The organism is Herbaspirillum hiltneri N3, from assembly GCF_001267925.1.
Classification (GTDB): domain Bacteria; phylum Pseudomonadota; class Gammaproteobacteria; order Burkholderiales; family Burkholderiaceae_D; genus Herbaspirillum; species Herbaspirillum hiltneri.
The window spans coordinates 967,500-983,851 of record NZ_CP011409.1; the positions used below are offsets into that span (position 1 = coordinate 967,500).

At 62.5% G+C, this 16,352-nt stretch carries 16 protein-coding genes; 12 read left to right on the forward strand and 4 right to left on the reverse strand.

Annotated elements, in window-relative coordinates:
- Positions 1-8: 8 nt before the first annotated feature.
- Together gatA and gatC are read right to left on the reverse strand one after the other, a co-directional pair.
- Positions 9-1,475, reverse strand: coding sequence for an Asp-tRNA(Asn)/Glu-tRNA(Gln) amidotransferase subunit GatA (gene gatA / locus F506_RS04395; protein WP_053195512.1), 1,467 nt, complete (start codon positions 1,473-1,475; stop codon positions 9-11).
- 83 nt (positions 1,476-1,558) lie between these two features.
- On the reverse strand, positions 1,559-1,861 hold the full coding sequence (gatC, locus tag F506_RS04400) for an Asp-tRNA(Asn)/Glu-tRNA(Gln) amidotransferase subunit GatC (RefSeq protein WP_053195513.1): 303 nt from the start codon (positions 1,859-1,861) through the stop codon (positions 1,559-1,561).
- Positions 1,862-2,133: 272 nt separating this feature from the next.
- On the opposite strand from gatC, the gene F506_RS04405 reads away from it, so the two are divergent.
- From F506_RS04405 to F506_RS04435, 7 genes are all read left to right on the forward strand, one after another.
- Positions 2,134-3,177, forward strand: a complete 1,044-nt coding sequence (locus F506_RS04405) for a rod shape-determining protein (RefSeq protein WP_007881173.1) — start codon at positions 2,134-2,136, stop codon at positions 3,175-3,177.
- A 249-nt stretch (positions 3,178-3,426) separates the two neighbouring features.
- Positions 3,427-4,518 carry a rod shape-determining protein MreC gene (mreC, locus tag F506_RS04410; RefSeq protein WP_053195514.1) on the forward strand — a complete coding sequence of 364 codons (1,092 nt, stop codon included), beginning with the start codon at positions 3,427-3,429 and terminating at the stop codon, positions 4,516-4,518.
- Positions 4,515-5,027, forward strand: a complete 513-nt coding sequence (gene mreD, locus F506_RS04415; protein WP_053195515.1) for a rod shape-determining protein MreD — start codon at positions 4,515-4,517, stop codon at positions 5,025-5,027. The genes mreC and mreD overlap by 4 nt, the downstream gene beginning before the upstream one ends.
- 23 nt (positions 5,028-5,050) lie before the next feature.
- The gene (gene mrdA, locus F506_RS04420) at positions 5,051-6,988 is read left to right on the forward strand and encodes a penicillin-binding protein 2 (protein WP_053195516.1); all 1,938 of its coding nucleotides are present in this window, start codon (positions 5,051-5,053) and stop codon (positions 6,986-6,988) included.
- A 4-nt stretch (positions 6,989-6,992) separates the two neighbouring features.
- Positions 6,993-8,102 carry a rod shape-determining protein RodA gene (gene rodA / locus F506_RS04425; protein WP_053195517.1) on the forward strand — a complete coding sequence of 370 codons (1,110 nt, stop codon included), beginning with the start codon at positions 6,993-6,995 and terminating at the stop codon, positions 8,100-8,102.
- Between the two features lie 97 nt (positions 8,103-8,199).
- The gene (locus tag F506_RS04430) at positions 8,200-9,276 is read left to right on the forward strand and encodes a septal ring lytic transglycosylase RlpA family protein (protein WP_053195518.1); all 1,077 of its coding nucleotides are present in this window, start codon (positions 8,200-8,202) and stop codon (positions 9,274-9,276) included.
- Between the two features lie 44 nt (positions 9,277-9,320).
- Entirely contained in the window at positions 9,321-9,653 is a 333-nt protein-coding gene (locus F506_RS04435; RefSeq protein ID WP_053195519.1) for an SMR family transporter, read from the forward strand.
- A 31-nt stretch (positions 9,654-9,684) separates the two neighbouring features.
- On the opposite strand, the gene rsmI is transcribed toward F506_RS04435, so the two are convergent.
- The gene (rsmI, locus tag F506_RS04440; protein ID WP_053195520.1) at positions 9,685-10,593 is read right to left on the reverse strand and encodes a 16S rRNA (cytidine(1402)-2'-O)-methyltransferase; all 909 of its coding nucleotides are present in this window, start codon (positions 10,591-10,593) and stop codon (positions 9,685-9,687) included.
- A gap of 11 nt (positions 10,594-10,604) precedes the next feature.
- Here rsmI and F506_RS04445 point away from each other — a divergent pair, with 11 nt between their 5' ends.
- The 5 genes from F506_RS04445 to F506_RS04465 all read left to right on the forward strand — a co-directional run bounded on the left by F506_RS04445 (position 10,605) and on the right by F506_RS04465 (position 14,388).
- On the forward strand, positions 10,605-11,834 hold the full coding sequence (locus F506_RS04445; RefSeq protein WP_053195521.1) for a penicillin-binding protein activator: 1,230 nt from the start codon (positions 10,605-10,607) through the stop codon (positions 11,832-11,834).
- A 6-nt stretch (positions 11,835-11,840) separates the two neighbouring features.
- A complete protein-coding gene (locus F506_RS04450; RefSeq protein ID WP_053195522.1) occupies positions 11,841-12,239 on the forward strand; it encodes a YraN family protein in 399 nt (132 codons plus the stop codon).
- Between the two features lie 163 nt (positions 12,240-12,402).
- Positions 12,403-12,999, forward strand: a complete 597-nt coding sequence (locus tag F506_RS04455) for a phosphoheptose isomerase (RefSeq protein ID WP_053195523.1) — start codon at positions 12,403-12,405, stop codon at positions 12,997-12,999.
- Positions 12,992-13,654 carry a BON domain-containing protein gene (locus F506_RS04460; protein ID WP_053195524.1) on the forward strand — a complete coding sequence of 221 codons (663 nt, stop codon included), beginning with the start codon at positions 12,992-12,994 and terminating at the stop codon, positions 13,652-13,654. The genes F506_RS04455 and F506_RS04460 overlap by 8 nt, the downstream gene beginning before the upstream one ends.
- A gap of 182 nt (positions 13,655-13,836) precedes the next feature.
- Complete coding sequence (locus F506_RS04465; protein ID WP_200907712.1) at positions 13,837-14,388, forward strand: peroxiredoxin family protein; 552 nt, start codon at positions 13,837-13,839, stop codon at positions 14,386-14,388.
- 92 nt (positions 14,389-14,480) lie between these two features.
- On the opposite strand, the gene F506_RS04470 is transcribed toward F506_RS04465, so the two are convergent.
- On the reverse strand, positions 14,481-16,181 hold the full coding sequence (locus F506_RS04470) for a methyl-accepting chemotaxis protein (RefSeq protein ID WP_053195525.1): 1,701 nt from the start codon (positions 16,179-16,181) through the stop codon (positions 14,481-14,483).
- Positions 16,182-16,352 lie beyond the last annotated feature (171 nt).

Below are 16,352 nucleotides of genomic sequence, written 5' to 3' on the forward strand. Positions count from 1 at the left end.
CAAGCCGCTCAGGCCGGCGCACGCAGGTGCCAGTCGGTGGCCTGCTGGTATTGGTGGGCGACGTTGAGCAGGCGCGCTTCATCGTAGTAGCTGCCGATGATTTGCAGGCCGACCGGACGATTGCCGTTTTTTTCGCCTTGGCCGAATCCGCATGGAATCGACATGCCCGGCAGACCCGCCAGGCTGGTCGACAAGGTGAAAATGTCGGCCAGGTAGTTGGCCACCGGATCGTCGGTCTTGTCGCCCAGATCCCATGCCACGGTCGGCGAGACCGGCCCCATGATGACGTCGCACTTGCGGTCCGGGCCGGTCAGCGCGTTCTGGAAATCCTGCGCGATCAGGCGGCGGATTTTTTGCGCCTGCAGGTAGTAGGCGTCGTAGTAGCCGTGCGACAGCACATAGGCACCGACCAGGATGCGGCGCTTCACTTCGTCGCCAAAACCTTCCGCGCGCGACTTCTTGTACATGTCGGAGAGGTCCTTGTAATCGGCGGCGCGATGGCCGTAGCGCACGCCGTCGAAACGCGACAGGTTCGACGATGCTTCGGCCGGCGCAATCACGTAATACACCGGGATCGACAGCTCGGTCTTCGGCAGCGAAATGTCGACCAGCGTGGCGCCGAGCTTTTCGTATTCGGCCAGCGCGGCGCGCACGGCTTGCTCGACATCAGGGGCCAGGCCGGCGCCGAAGAATTCCTTCGGCACGCCGATGCGAAGACCCTTGATGCTGTCGTTCAGGGAACGGGTGAAATCTTCCTTCGGACGTTCGATGCTGGTCGAATCGCGCTGGTCGAAACCGCTCATCGCGTTGAGCAGCAGGCCGCAGTCTTCGGCGGTTTTTGCAATCGGGCCGCCCTGGTCGAGCGACGACGCAAACGCGATCATGCCGTAGCGCGAGACGCTGCCGTAAGTCGGTTTGATGCCGGTCACGCCGCACAGCGACGACGGCTGGCGGATCGAGCCGCCGGTATCGGTGCCGGTCGCGGCCGGCGCCAGGCGCGCGGCAATCGCTGCGGCCGAACCGCCGGACGAACCGCCCGGCACGGCGCGCTTGTCCCAAGGATTTTTCACGGCGCCGAAATAGGAATTCTCGTTGCCCGACCCCATCGCGAATTCGTCGCAGTTGAGCTTGCCCAATGTAACAGTGCCGGCGGCGTTGAACTGTTCCACCACGGTCGCATCAAACGGGCTCACATAATTTTCCAGCATCTTCGAACCGGCCGTGGTGCGCCATCCGCGCGTCACGAACAAGTCCTTGTGCGCGATCGGGATGCCGGTCAATGCAGTGACATCGTCGGCGGCGATGCGGCGGTCGGCTTGCGCGGCCTGTTGCAAGGTCAGTTCGCGATCGACATGCAGGAAAGCATTGAGATCGCTCTGGCCGATGCGGTCGAGGAACAGCGTGGCCAGTTCGGCCGCGGAAATTTTCTTGGTCTGCAAGAGCGTCGACAGCTCTTTGATGGTCTTGGTGTGCATGGAAAAATGTCGTTTCAGGTTCGGTGAGGCTGAGGCGCCGAAGCGTCTTTTTTGCGCGCGGTTTCTGTGCGCAGCGACGTGATTTATTCGATGACCTTGGGCACCAGGTACAGGCCGTCCTGAGTCGCCGGCGCTGGTTGCTGGTATGCCTCGCGCTGGTTGGTTTCGGTCACCGCGTCGTCGCGCAGGCGCAGCGCCAGGTCGGCGGTCAGCGCCGCAATCGGATGGCTCAGCGGCTCGATGCCCGTCGTGTCCACGGCGCGCATCTGTTCCACCAGCGAAAAGATGCTGTTGAGTTTGTCCAGGGTTTGGCCGGCTTGTTCATCCGTCAACTCGAGACGGGACAAGTTGGCAATGCGTTTCACATCGGAAAGGGCAAGAGTCATGATAGGAAGGTGCGCGCCGGGCGCAAAAACTAATGTGTTGAAAAATCGGATCGCCATGATGGCAAATGCGCAGGTAAAAGCCTGCAAAAACGCAGAAAAATCTCTTATCAGGCAAGGATGGATGGCTATTTTGCCTGCTGGTTTCTGCCAAATTATAAGGTAGAATGTAGGACTAATGCCTTGCGGGCGCCGTATTTGTGTCGCCGCGGCTTAAAAAGACACCCCCACTTACCAAATGCAACGCGCGCGACTCTGGCGCATCAGGACAATTCATGTTTGGATTTTTACGCAGTTACTTCTCTAACGACCTCGCAATTGACCTTGGAACGGCTAACACACTGATCTACGTACGCGGTCAGGGCATCGTCCTCGACGAACCGTCCGTGGTCGCCATCCGCCAGCAAGGCGGTCCGAACGGCAAGAAGACCATCCAGGCGGTCGGCAAGGAAGCAAAACAGATGCTGGGCAAGGTTCCCGGCAACATCGAGGCGATCCGCCCGATGAAAGACGGCGTGATTGCCGATTTCACCGTCACCGAGCAGATGCTGAAGCAATTCATCCGCATGGTGCACGATTCCAAGCTGTTCCGTCCGTCCCCGCGCATCATCATCTGCGTGCCGTGCGGCTCGACCCAGGTGGAGCGCCGTGCGATCCGCGAATCGGCGCTCGGCGCCGGCGCGTCGCAGGTCTATCTGATCGAAGAACCGATGGCAGCGGCAATCGGCTCCGGCCTGCCGGTCTCGGACGCCACCGGCTCGATGGTGGTCGACATCGGCGGCGGCACCACGGAAGTCGGCATCATTTCGCTGGGCGGCATGGTGTACAAGGGTTCGGTGCGCGTTGGCGGCGACAAGTTCGATGAAGCCATCGTCAACTACATCCGCCGCAACTACGGCATGCTGATCGGCGAGCAGACCGCCGAAGCGATCAAGAAGGAAATCGGTTCCGCCTTCCCGGGTTCCGAGGTCAAGGAAATGGAAGTCAAGGGCCGCAACCTGTCCGAAGGCATCCCGCGTTCGTTCACCATCTCCAGCAACGAAATCCTGGAAGCGCTGACCGACCCGCTCAACAACATCGTGTCCGCCGTCAAGAACGCGCTGGAACAGACGCCGCCGGAATTGGGCGCCGACATCGCCGAAAAGGGCATGATGCTGACCGGTGGCGGCGCGCTGCTGCGCGACCTGGACCGTCTGCTGATGGAAGAAACCGGCCTGCCGGTGATCGTGGCGGAAGATCCGCTGACCTGCGTGGTGCGCGGTTCCGGCATGGCGCTCGATCGCATGGACAAACTGGGTTCGATCTTCTCCAACGAATAATTCTCCGCCACAGGAGTCCGGCCAACCTCGAGGAACCGAAACGCGCCTATGACTGAGCACAAGCAGATTGGGTCGGTGCTGCGAACCTACAGTTCGCACAACGGCCAAATCTCGGCTGCTGCAGCGCGTTGCCTTCCTGACATTGGCCGGAACCTTCCCGGTATCCGTCCGCTGTTCTCCCTCCAGCCCGCCGTGCGCGGGCTGTTGCGGTTTTCGGCTCACCCGGCATCGGTCTCGGCCTGACGACACATGGATATCCCACCACTCTTCAAGCAAGGCGCCTCGGCCCGCGCCCGCGCCGGCTTTTTTGCGCTGATAGCGATCATCATGCTGGTGGTCGATTCGCGCATGCATGCGCTGTCGATGGTGCGCCAGGCAGTCGGCACGGTGCTGTATCCGTTCCAGGTCGTCGCCATGGTGCCGCGCGACGCCGCCTACAAGGTCGGCGATTACTTCAATTCCCTGACTGCGCTGCAAAAGGAAAACGACGCCCTGCGCCGCCAGCAAGCCGTGAATGCCCAGCTGATGCAGCAAGAGCGCCAGATGGCCGCCGAAAACATCCAGCTGCGCAAGTTGCTGAGCATGCAACAACGCATCGCCAACAGATCGGTGGTCGGTGAAATCCTTTACGATGCGCGCGATCCGTTCACCCGCAAGATCATCCTCAATCGTGGTTCGCAGCAGGGCGTTGCGCCCGGCCAGCCGGTGATCGATGACGTCGGCATCGTCGGCCAGGTCACGCGCGTATTCCCGTTCACGTCCGAAGTCACGCTGCTGACCGACAAGGACCAGGCCATTCCGGTGCAGGTCCTGCGCAACGGCTTGCGCAGCGTGGCCTACGGTCGCGGCCAGTCGGGCGTGCTGGACTTGCGCTTCATGGCCGCCAACGCCGACATTCAGAAGGGCGATGCGCTGGTCACCTCGGGCATCGACGGTATCTATCCGCCCGGCTTGTCGGTGGCGACGGTGCAGCAGGTCGAGACCAAGTCGACCGATGCTTTCGCCCACATCGTCTGCCTGCCGGCTGCCGGCGTCGATCGCCACAAGCAGCTGCTGATTTTGCTGGTCGAACAGACCATCGCGCCGCGTCCCGATCCTGAAGGCGCGGGGGAAAAGGGCGACAAGCTGCTCAAGCGCCGCCTGCGCGACACCGCCAAGGAAAGCGAGGCGGTGTCGCCCAAGGACGCGCCGAACGAAGAGCGCAAGGGTACCGCTCCTGCTGCTACTGCAGCTGCAGCAACTTCGGCTGCACCGGCACCGGCAACCGCTGCAGCGCCGGCCGCCAAACCAGCCACACCGCCGGCGGCAACGTCGGCACAACCCGCCAAGAGCGCCCGATGAACGATCCGCACTACATCCTGCTGCCGGCTAATCCGCTGTTCATCGCGCTGAGCCTGGTGGCGGCCTTCCTGCTCAATCTGCTGCCGTGGGGGCAATGGGTCGGCGTGCCCGATTTCGTCGCGCTGGTGCTGGTGTTCTGGGCGATCCACGAGCCGCGCAAGATCGGCATCAGCATCGCCTTCATGATGGGCTTGCTGATGGACGTCAATGAAGCCACGCTGCTCGGCGAAAACGCCCTGGCCTACACGCTGCTGTCCTACTTCTCGATCATGATCCACCGCCGCGTGCTGTGGTTTCCGGTCGGCACCCAGGCATTGCACATCCTGCCGCTGCTGCTGCTGACGCAGGCAGTGCAACTGGTCGTGCGCCTGATCGTCAGCGGCAAATTCCCGCATTGGTACTACTTCAGCGAAAGTTTCGTCTGCGCTCTGCTGTGGCCGGTGGTGGCGTGGCTGCTGCTGGCGCCGCAACGACGTGCGATCAATCGCGACGACAACCGTCCGATCTAGACTAGGTCATAACACGCTCCGATATGACAGAGTTCAAAAACACCGAGCATGAACTGAAGCTCTTCCGGTTGCGCCTGTTCGCAGTCGCGGTGCTGGTGCTGGTGTGTTTCAGTCTGCTGATGGCGCGTTTTGTCTGGCTGCAGATCGTGCGCCATGACGCCTATGCCGCGCAGGCCGAGGAAAACCGCATTTCGGTGGTGCCCATCGTGCCCAACCGCGGCCTGATCCTGGATCGCAACGGCGTGGTGCTGGCGCGCAACTACTCCGCCTACACGCTCGAAATCACACCGTCCAAGATCACCGGCAGCCTCGACGACCTGGTCGATCAGCTGAGCCCGCTGGTCGACATCCAGCCGAAAGACCGGCGCCGTTTCCGCAAGCTGCTGGAAGAATCCAAGAACTTCGAAAGCCTGCCGATCCGCACGCGCCTGACCGACGAGGAAGTCGCCAGGTTCACCGCGCAGCGTTATCGCTTCCCCGGCGTCGACATCCAGGCGCGCTTGTTCCGCCAATATCCGTACGGCAAAACCGCCGCGCACGTGATCGGCTACATTGGCCGCATCAGCCAGCGCGACGCCGATCGCATCTCCGATTCCGACGACGAAGCCAACTACAACGGCACCGACTACATCGGCAAGGAAGGCCTCGAGAAGAGTTACGAGACCCAGCTGCACGGCACCACCGGCTACGAAGAAGTCGAGATCTCCGCCGGCGGCCGCGCCGTGCGCACGCTCTCGCGCACGCCGGCCAGCCCGGGCCAGAACTTGATCCTGTCGATCGACATCGAGCTGCAAAAAGTGATCGAGGAAGCCTTCGGCGACCGCAAAGGGGCGCTGGTCGCGATCGATCCGGCCACCGGCGACATCCTCGCCTACGTTTCGCAGCCGTCGTTCGATCCCAACGTCTTCGTCGAAGGCATCGACCAGCAAACCTGGGACGAACTCAACAATTCGCCCGATCGTCCACTCATCAACCGTCCGCTGTCCGGCACTTATCCACCCGGTTCGACGTACAAGCCGTTCATGGCGCTGGCGGCATTGGAGCTGGGCAAGCGCAAGCCGACCGACTCCATCCGCGACCCCGGCTTCTTCTGGCTCGGCAATCATAAATTCCGCGACGACAAGGAAGGCGGCCACGGCGTGGTCGACATGTACCGCTCGATCGTGGTCTCTTGCGACACCTACTACTACATGCTGGCCAACGACCTCGGCGTCGACGCCATCCACGATTTCATGAAGCCGTTCGGCTTCGGCCAGGTCACCGGCATCGACCTGGAACACGAGCGCAAGGGCCTGCTGCCGTCCACCACCTGGAAGCGCAACGCCTACCGCAAGCCGGAGCAGCGCAAGTGGTACGCCGGCGAAACCATCTCGCTGGGCATCGGCCAGGGCTACAACGCATTCACGCCGATCCAGATGGCGCACGCGACCGCGACGCTGGCCAACAACGGCGTGGTCATGAAGCCGCATCTGGTCAAGATGATCGAAGATGGCGTCACGCATGACCGCACCGTCACCGTGCCGAAGGAAAGCTATCGCATCCCGCTGAAGCAGGAAAACATCGACGTCATCAAGCAGGCCATGGTTGGCGTGAACAAGGAAGGCACCGGCGCGCGCGTGTTCGCCGGCGCGGAATACACATCGGCCGGCAAGAGCGGTACGGCGCAGGTGGTCTCGATCAAGAAGAACGAGAAGTACGACGCCAAGCGCCTTGCCACCCATCTGCTGGACAACGCCTTGTTTACCGCCTTTGCTCCAGCCGACAAGCCGCGCATCGCGCTTTCGGTCATCGTCGAAAACGGCGGATGGGGCGCCGAAGCCGCTGCGCCGCTGGCGCGCAAGGCGATCGACTTCTACCTGCTCGGCAAACGTCCCGGCGACAAGGCCAAGGCCGCCGCCAAGGGCAGCGATGCCGCCACACAACCTGCAACAGACGCGGTCGGCAACGATATCAGGGATTAAACAGATGAACTTGCACCGCCCCCCGCTCTGGCAAATCATCAAACCGCACCTGGCGGTGTTTGACGGCGCGCTGTCGCTGATCATTTTCCTGATCATGTCGGTCGGCATCGTCACGCTGTATTCGGCCGGCATGAACTTCCCCGGCCGCGTCGAAGACCAGCTGCGCAATATCCTGATCGCCTTCATCGTGATGTGGATCGCCGCCAACGTCTCCCCGCAGACCTTGCTGCGCTTCGCCGTGCCGATCTACACGGTCGGCGTCACGCTACTGATTGCGGTGGCCTTGTTCGGCATCGTCAAGAAAGGCTCGCGCCGCTGGCTCAACATCGGCATGGTCGTGCAGCCATCCGAGATCATGAAGATCGCCATGCCGCTGATGCTGGCGTGGTACTTCCAGAAGCGCGAAGGCATGATCCGCTGGCATGTGTTTCTGATCGCCGGATTGCTGCTGGCGGTGCCGGTCGGCCTGATCATCCGCCAGCCCGACCTCGGCACCGGCGTGCTGGTGCTGGCGGCTGGTTTCTACGTGATCTTCTTCGCCGGCCTGTCGTGGAAGGTGCTGACCGGCTTGGCCGTCGCCGGCGCCGCCAGCCTGCCGGTGGTCTGGTCGGTGCTGCACGACTACCAGCGCCAGCGCGTGATGATGCTGATCGATCCGACTTCCGATCCGCTCGGCAAGGGCTTCCACATCATCCAGTCGACCATCGCCATCGGTTCCGGCGGCGTCACCGGCAAAGGCTGGCTGATGGGTACGCAGACCCACCTGGAATTCATCCCCGAGCGCACCACCGACTTCATCTTCTCGGTGTTCTCGGAAGAGTTCGGCCTCATCGGCAACAGCATTCTGGTGGTGCTCTATCTGCTGCTGATCGGGCGCGGCCTGATGATCACCGCCAACGCGCCGACGCTGTTCACGCGTTTGCTGGGCGGCTCCATCACGATGATTTTCTTCACCTACGCGTTTGTGAACATGGGCATGGTCAGCGGCATCCTCCCGGTGGTCGGCGTGCCGTTGCCGTTCATGAGCTACGGCGGCACCGCGCTGGTCACGCTGGGACTGGGCGCGGGTATCCTGATGAGCATTCAGCGCCATCGCAAACTAGTGCAAACCTGACAACGCTGGCGGGGGTTGCCGATACTCTGGTATCGTTGCGCTCGATCTAGGGCCTGTTAACAGGCCCTAAAACAACCGAGACTCAGGGAACATTGAAATGCGGGATTTTCTTGTCACGACGCCGCGCATGATGCGCTGGCTGTCCTTATTGGCGCCGCTGGCGCTGGCGGCGTGCAGCAGTGCGCCGCCGCTCAATCCGTCGCCGTCGGCGACGACGTCCACGTCCACGTCGACAGCGCGCAGCGCCAACGGCAAGCCTTTGCCGGCGCTGCCGGCTGCGGGCTCCGGCCGCGGCGGCTATTACAAGGACGACGGTCCGGGCGACCAGCCGCCGGAAGGCTTGCTTGACACACCCGATGCCGAGCCGCGCGTCGAACCGTATTCGAAATCGGCGCTGCGTCCCTACACCGTCTTCGGCAAGACCTACACCCCGATCAGCGACAACCGGCCGTTCAAGCAGCGCGGCATCGGCAGCTGGTACGGCAAGAAATTCCACGGCCAGAAGACCTCGTCCGGCGAACTGTACGACATGTACAAGATGTCGGCTGCGCATCCGACATTGCCGATCCCATCCTATGCACGCGTCACCAACCTGAAGACCGGCGCGCAGGTAGTGGTGCGCATCAATGACCGCGGGCCGTTCCATTCGACGCGCATCATCGACTTGTCCTATACCGCAGCGCTCAAGCTCGGCTACCTCTCCTCCGGCAGCAGCGAGCTGGAAGTCGAGCGCCTGTTGCCTGACGAAATCGCCCGCATGGCGGAGAACAAGCGCAACGGGATTCCGAACACCACCACTGCCACCACCGCCGCTGCGCCCGCAGCCGAACCGGTCTCGGTCGGCAGCGTCGCGCCGCCCGGCCAGATCGTCCCGGTGGCGATGACGACGGCGCCACCGCCGGCCACCGCCGATGCCGCCGCACCGGCCGGTACGGCGCTGGCCGGCGGCTTCTATCTGCAATTCGGCGCCTACGCGCAGGAGGCCAACGCCGTCGCTGCGCGCGACAAGCTGATGCAAAGCCTCAACGGCGCCGTCGAAAAAATGGAAACCATCGTCGTCAACGGCCTGTATCGTTTGTATGCCGGCCCTTACGCCACTCGCCCGGCGGCCATGGATGCCGCCCAGATCGTGCGTCAGCGCAGTAGCGTGACGCCGTTCGTGGTCGAGCGCTGAGCCCGCTGATCCTTTCTACATCACACCTGCACAGGAACAGATACATGCATCCCTATTTATTGCTGGGCATCGCCATCGTGGCCGAAGTCATTGCCACCTCCGCCCTGCGCGCCGCCGAGGGCTTTGCGCGCCTGGTGCCGTCGATCGTGGTGGTCATCGGTTATGCAGTGGCGTTTCTGTGCCTGTCGCTGACGTTGAAATCGATCCCGGTCGGCATCGTGTATGCGATCTGGTCGGGGCTGGGGATCGTGCTGATTTCGGTGGTGGCGTATTTCCTGTACGGCCAGTCGCTGGATCTGCCGGCCATCATCGGCATGGGATTGATTCTGGTCGGCGTCGTCGTGCTCAACCTGTTTTCAAAATCGGCCGTGCACTGATAGCACTATATGGCATCGCCAGATCAACGCTTCAGCCCGCATCCTTGATCTGCAAAGCGCGCTCATAGAGCGCGTTTTTCTTTTGGCCGGTGATTTGCGCGGCCAGTCCCGCCGCTTGCTTGAGCGGCAATTCTTCCAGCAGGATGCGCAGCACGCGTTCGGCTTCGGCATTGTCGTCATCGCCAGCCGCCGCCGCGCCTTCCACCAGCACCACGAATTCTCCGCGCTGGCGGTTGCTGTCTTCGGCCAGCCAGGCCGGCGCTTCGGCCAGCGGGCAGCGATGCACGGTTTCAAACAGCTTGGTCAGTTCACGGCCGAGCACCACGTGACGCTCGGGGCCGAAGGCCTGCAGCAACGCATCGACGGTTTCCACGATGCGATGCGGCGCTTCGTAGAAGACCAGCGTGGCGGTGTCGGCTGCCAGTTTTTGCAGCGCATGTTCGCGCTGCCTGGATTTGTTCGGCAAGAAACCGATGAAGCGAAACGCATCGTTGACAAATCCGCTGGCCGACAGCGCCGCCACCGCCGCCGATGGACCCGGCAGCGGCACCACGCGCAGCCCCGCCGCGCGCACCGCCTCGACGATGCGCGCGCCAGGATCGGACACCGCCGGCGTGCCGGCATCCGACACCAGCGCGATGCGCTGGCCTTGCTGCAGGCGCGCGATGATCTTGTCGGCGGCTTCGCGTTCGTTGTGTTCATGCGCCGCGATCAGCGTCTGGCTGATGCCGTAGCGCGTGAGCAGGTGGCTGGTGTTGCGGGTGTCTTCGCAGGCGACGGCGTCGGCGATGGTCAGGACGTGCAAAGCACGCAACGTCACGTCGCAAACATTTCCGATGGGCGTGGCCAGCACATATAATGCCGACTCAGGATAGGTCTGCTGCGCGGCCTCGCTCAGGACTGACGACGCGGCTGCCGCGCTGGAGTTGGGGTGACTCATTGGAGAAGATAATGTTGGGAAAATGGGCGAAAGTCATCGTGCAGACTGTCATGCTGAGCGGATTGTGCGCTTCCGTGCAGGCAAATACAACCGTTGCCGACAATGCCGGGAATGCGGCTGCTGAACCGGCACCGCTCGCGCAGAGCGACAACGCGCCGCCGCCAAAACGGGTGGCCTTGCTGCTGCCGCTGCGCTCTGGCGTATTCGGCGCCGCCGCCGATGCGGTGCGCACCGGGTTCCTGACTGCCTCCGAACGCACGCGCGACAATCTCGTCATCACCATCATCGAAACCGGCGACGCCGTGCAGGACGTGCTGAACGCGTACAACGATGCCGCCGCCAAGTACGACATCATCGTCGGCCCGCTGGCGCGCAGCGCCGTCACCGCGCTGGCGCAATCGAACAACGTCGTGAAGCCGACCATCGCGCTGGCGCAGCCGGATCTTCCCGACGGCGCCGACCAGCGCCTGCCGCGCCAACTGCTGCTGATGGGTTTGTCGATCGAGGACGAAGCGCGCCAGGTGGCCACGTGGGCTGAACGCGTCAAGGCGCCCGGCAAGATTTTTTCGGTTTCCACCAATGTCGCCTGGCAGCGCCGCGCCGCCAAAGCCTTCACCCAGCAAGCCCGGCAGATCGGCCTGACGGTCGACAACCTCGAACTGAGCGTACCCAACAACGCACTCAGCGCCAGCGGCCTGGCGCAACTGAGCCAACGCATCCAGGCGGAAAAGCCGGCCTTGCTGTTCGTGGCGCTTGACGCCGCCCAGACCATTCAATTGCGCAGCGCCATCGGCAGCGAGATTCCGCTGTACGGTACGTCGCAACTCAATCCGCTGACGCTGGCCGGCGCGACCGCGGCGCTCAACGCTGCGGCGAAAGCCGCTGCCGCCAATACCGCGCCGCCGGCCAACGACAGCCGCCTGCCCGAACTCGATGGCGTGCACCTGATCGACATGCCATGGCAATTGCAGGCCGACCATGCTGCAGTGGCAGCCTATCCGCGCTCGGTCGCCAATGCCGACGGCAAGCCCAATGCCGACCTTGAGCGCCTGTATGCGCTCGGCATCGACGCCTTCCGCGTCGCCAGTGAAATCGCGGCGCAGCATTCAGGCTTCGACATCGACGGCGTGACGGGCCAGATCAACGCCAACATGGGCGCCGGCGCCACGTACTTCCAGCGCAAGGAAACCCAGGCCGTGTATCAGGACGGCGTCGCGGTCCCGGTGGCTGACCAGCGCTGAGCGGACATGGCTTTGTTCGACCGGCTGCGCGGCAGCGCCCGCACCCGCACCAGCAAGCAAGTCAGCGGCGACGCCGCCGAGGATGCCGCGCTGGCTTTCCTGTGCGGCGAAGGCTTGCGCCAGATTGAGCGCAACTTTCGCTGCAAGGGCGGCGAAATCGATCTCATCATGCAGGACGGCGACACGCTGGTGTTTGTCGAAGTGCGCCAGCGCAGCAAGGACAGTTTCGGCGGCGCGCTGGCCAGCGTCACGCGCGCCAAGCAGCGCCGCCTGATCGTCGCGGCCCAGATCTTCCTGCAGCGCTACCGCATGCCGCCAGCCTGCCGCTTCGATGTGATCTGCTACGACGGCGACCGCATGAACTGGCTGAAAAATGCCGTGGAAGCAACTCCTGAAGCATTTTGATACGCTTCTTTCGTGCTTGCATAAGCGGAACGCTCCCCCAACTACACTATAATTGGCGAGCTTATCGGCCCTGCCTGCCGCTGTCGGCCCGTTTCAGGCCGGCAATCCGGGCGACTTGACCCGATAATCCCGTTCCCCATTCATCGCTAAACCTATTCGCATCATGACCAATCAACGTATCCTTTCGCATTTCCAGGAAAGCGCCGAACTCAAGATCCACGCCGGCGCCGTGCTGGCGCAGCCGATCGAACAGGCGATTGAACTTATGTTCACGGCGCTGTCGAATGGCAACAAGATTCTTGCCTGCGGCAACGGCGGTTCGGCAGCGGACTGCCAGCATTTCGCCGCCGAACTGGTGGGTCGTTTTGAACGCGAGCGCCTGCCCCTGCCGGCGCTGGCGTTGACCACGGACACCTCGATCCTGACCGCAGTCGGCAACGATTACAGCTACCAGGAAATTTTCTCGAAGCAGGTCCAGGCCTTCGGCCAGGCCGGCGACGTTTTGCTGGCGTTCTCGACGTCGGGCAATTCCGGCAACGTGCTGGCGGCGATCGAAATCGCCCAGGAACGCGACATGCGCGTAGTGGCGCTGACCGGCAAGGGCGGTGGCGCCATCGGCAAGAAACTGACCGACGCCGACGTACATATCTGTGTGCCGCATGACCGTACCGCGCGCATCCAGGAAGTGCATCTGGTGACTTTACATTGTATTTGCGACGGTATCGATGTCGCGCTCTTTGGAGGTGATGTGCATGAATGATGCCAAGGCTGGCTGGACCACATTGTTGAAGTTGCGCCGTCCGCTGGCCGCCGCTGCCGTCTGCGGCATGCTCGCGATCGGCTTGCAGGGCTGCTTCGGCGTATTGGCCGGCGGTTTGCTGGCCGGCACGTTTGCCGCTACCGACCGTCGCACGCTGGGTGCGCAGACCGAGGACAAGTCCATCGTGGTCAAGGGCGAAGCCAACATCCCCGGCGTGGTGCCGCAAGGTTCCCACGTCAATGTCACCAGCTTCAATCGCAAGGTTCTGCTGAGCGGCGAAGTGCCTGACGAAGCCTCCAAGGCCGCCGCCGAACGCGAGATCAAGAGCTTGCCAGGCGTCGAAGGCGTGTTCAATGAACTGGCCATTTCCGGTTCGTCCAACTTCTCGTCGCGTTCGGGTGACGCACTCGTGACGAGCAAGGTGCTGGCTAGCCTGGTCGACGCCAAGGACCTGTACTCCAGCGCGTTCAAGGTCACCACCGAGCGCGGCATCGTCTACCTGATGGGACGTGTGACCGAACGTGAAGGCAAGCGCGGTGCGGATATCGCCAGCGGCGTGAGCGGCGTGCAAAAGGTCGTGACCTTGTACGAATACATTTCGGAAGAAGAACTCAAGCAGTACTCCCGCCAGGCGCCGCCGGATCCGGCCAAGTAAGTCGGCCACCGTCGCAGGGCAAGTCACTGCAGCAGGCCGAACCGCCGCGTCCATGATCGTTCATGGCCCGGCGGTTTTTTCATCGTGCGTCTATAATGTGCCGATCGACTGATGTTTCCGGATGCCGTGGCAAGGTTTGATGTTGTCGCCTTGCCATCCGGCAATGCCGCTATGGAAAGAACATGGAAGCCAAAAACGCCACCACTGCAACGCCCGCACCAGCTGCCGCGCCACGCCGTCGCCTCGGCCTCAAGCTGGGCGGACTGGCCGTCGTTGCCGCCGTCGCCTTGTTCGGCTACAGCTCGCTGTCGGCGCGCAATGCCGCCCCGGATGTGACCTTCGTCAAGCTGGACGGCCAGAAAGTCGCGCTCAAGGACCTGCGCGGCAAGGTCGTGATGGTCAATTTCTGGGCCACCAGCTGCACCACCTGCGTCGGTGAAATGCCGCAGATGATCTCGACCTACAACAAGTACAAGGACCAGGGCCTGGACTTCGTTGCCGTCGCGATGAGCTACGATCCGCCGAACTACGTCCTCAACTACACCGAAACCCGCAAGCTGCCGTTCAAGGTCGCGCTCGATCCGCAAGACACGCTGGCGAAGGCCTTCGGCGACGTCAAGCTGACGCCGACCACCTTTGTCATCGGCAAGGATGGCAGCATCCTCAAGCGCTATGTCGGCGAGCCGCAGTTCGCCGAACTGCATCAGTTGCTGGAAAAGGCGCTGGCCGCGTAAAGCGCAGATCCGATTCCACAATGAAAAACGCCGGCATGCATGCCGGCGTTTTTCATTGGCTTTCCCGAGCGCCATCTCGCGCTATAGCGCGGTCAGAACTGTTCCCACTCACCTTCGGATGCCTTGGCCGGCGTCGGCGCCTGGTTCAGCTTCGGCGTATCCGCTTGCGCCACGCGGGTCCGTGTCGCTGCTGCCGGCTTGCGCTGCGGCGTGATGTCCAGTGTGCGCAGCGCCGGCTTGACCGTCACGCCGGTATTGTCCAGCTTGAACACGCTCACCACCTGGGTCAGCGTGCTGGCCTGATCCTGCAGCGATTGCGCCGCTGCGGCGGCTTGCTCCACCAGCGCGGCATTCTGCTGCGTGGTCTCGTCCATCTGCGTGATGGCGCGGTTGACCTGCTCGATGCCGTCGCTCTGTTCCTGGCTGGCCGTGCTGATTTCGCCGACGATGTCCGTGACGCGTTTGACGCTCGCCACCACTTCGGTCATGGTCTTGCCGGCTTGCTCCACCAGACGCGTACCCGAGCCGACCTTGTTGACCGAATCGTCGATGAGCGACTTGATTTCCTTGGCGGCCGAAGCCGAGCGTTGCGCCAGGCTGCGTACTTCCGACGCCACCACGGCGAAGCCGCGGCCTTGTTCGCCGGCGCGCGCGGCCTCCACGGCGGCGTTCAGCGCCAGGATGTTGGTCTGGAAAGCAATCCCGTCAATCACGCTGATGATGTCGACGATCTTGCGCGATGACTCGTTGATCTCGCCCATGGTGTCGACCACCTGGCCGACCACACTGCCGCCCTGGACCGCGACTTCGGATGCCGAAACGGCGAGCTGGTTGGCCTGGCGCGCGTTTTCGGCGTTCTGCTTCACGGTCGAGGTCAGCTGCTCCATCGCGGAAGCGGTTTCTTCCAGCGCGCCGGCCTGGCTTTCGGTGCGTGCCGACAGGTCGAGGTTGCCGGTGGCGATTTCGCTGGAGGCGGTGGCGATGGTATCGGTGCCGCTGCGCACTTCGCCGACGATATTGAGCAGGTTGTCGTTCATGGTCTTAAGCGCCTGCAACAGCTTGCTGGTTTCATCCTTGCCGCTGCCGTCGATGTGCGAGGTCAGGTTGCCGGAAGCCACCGTCTCGGCGATGCTCACCGCTTCGTTGAGTGGACGCGTAATGCTCAGCGTCAGCAGCCAGCCCAGCAGGCCGCCCAGCACCAGTTCGATCAGGCCCAGGCTCAGCAGCAGCGTACGTCCGGACTGGTAGCTCTGGTAAATGTCGCCGGCGGCATCGTCGATGACCTGGGTCTGATAGTTGGCATACTTGAGCACGCTGTTCGCGTACTCGTCCATCATCTTGACCAGCGTGGTGTTGGTCAGCTGTTTGGCTTCCTCCACCTTGCCGGCCGCCTTCATCTTGAAAATATCTTCGCGCGCGGTGCGATACGCCGTACGCAGTTTGCCGACGTTGTCGAACAGCTGCTTTTCTTCGGGAGAAGTGACTGCCGCTTCGACGCGCTTTTGCACTACGCTGATGCGCTTCGATTCGTTGTCGATCTGAGCCTGGAAGAACTTCTGGAATTCCGCATCTTCGCTGCGCATCACGGCGAAGGTGCGTACGCCATTCTCTTTGATGGCGGCGTGCCATTGATTGGCCGTACGTTCTTTCTGCAGGGCATTTTTCACCATGTCGTCGGTGGCGTCGCCGATACCTTGCAGGCGCCAAACGCCGATGCCCACCATGACCGCCATCAACATCAGCATCGCCACGAAACCGATACCGAGCCGTACACCTATCCTGTAGTTCTTCATGGCCGTCTCCTTTTCCCGTACTGCTTTTCATTTCCGCGCCGGTGTGCGCGGGCGTTGAATTATTGTTATCGGTCCAGCGTATCACAGCGAAATGGCTTCAAACCGAAGGTGAGCGATGCTTTGTCAGGCCTTTTGTCAACTCTGCGTCAGGAAGGAGCACAAATTAAGACA

Coding starts and splice junctions, on each gene's coding strand:
- F506_RS04470 (WP_053195525.1), bottom strand. CDS start 16,181: ATGAAGAACTACAGGATAGGTGTACGGCTCGGTATCGGTTTCGTGGCG.
- gatC (WP_053195513.1), bottom strand. CDS start 1,861: ATGACTCTTGCCCTTTCCGATGTGAAACGCATTGCCAACTTGTCCCGT.
- F506_RS04435 (WP_053195519.1), top strand. CDS start 9,321: ATGCATCCCTATTTATTGCTGGGCATCGCCATCGTGGCCGAAGTCATT.
- mrdA (WP_053195516.1), top strand. CDS start 5,051: ATGACAGAGTTCAAAAACACCGAGCATGAACTGAAGCTCTTCCGGTTG.
- F506_RS04405 (WP_007881173.1), top strand. CDS start 2,134: ATGTTTGGATTTTTACGCAGTTACTTCTCTAACGACCTCGCAATTGAC.
- F506_RS04430 (WP_053195518.1), top strand. CDS start 8,200: ATGCGGGATTTTCTTGTCACGACGCCGCGCATGATGCGCTGGCTGTCC.
- F506_RS04465 (WP_200907712.1), top strand. CDS start 13,837: ATGGAAGCCAAAAACGCCACCACTGCAACGCCCGCACCAGCTGCCGCG.
- F506_RS04455 (WP_053195523.1), top strand. CDS start 12,403: ATGACCAATCAACGTATCCTTTCGCATTTCCAGGAAAGCGCCGAACTC.
- gatA (WP_053195512.1), bottom strand. CDS start 1,475: ATGCACACCAAGACCATCAAAGAGCTGTCGACGCTCTTGCAGACCAAG.
- mreD (WP_053195515.1), top strand. CDS start 4,515: ATGAACGATCCGCACTACATCCTGCTGCCGGCTAATCCGCTGTTCATC.
- rsmI (WP_053195520.1), bottom strand. CDS start 10,593: ATGAGTCACCCCAACTCCAGCGCGGCAGCCGCGTCGTCAGTCCTGAGC.
- F506_RS04450 (WP_053195522.1), top strand. CDS start 11,841: ATGGCTTTGTTCGACCGGCTGCGCGGCAGCGCCCGCACCCGCACCAGC.
- rodA (WP_053195517.1), top strand. CDS start 6,993: ATGAACTTGCACCGCCCCCCGCTCTGGCAAATCATCAAACCGCACCTG.
- F506_RS04460 (WP_053195524.1), top strand. CDS start 12,992: ATGAATGATGCCAAGGCTGGCTGGACCACATTGTTGAAGTTGCGCCGT.
- F506_RS04445 (WP_053195521.1), top strand. CDS start 10,605: ATGTTGGGAAAATGGGCGAAAGTCATCGTGCAGACTGTCATGCTGAGC.
- mreC (WP_053195514.1), top strand. CDS start 3,427: ATGGATATCCCACCACTCTTCAAGCAAGGCGCCTCGGCCCGCGCCCGC.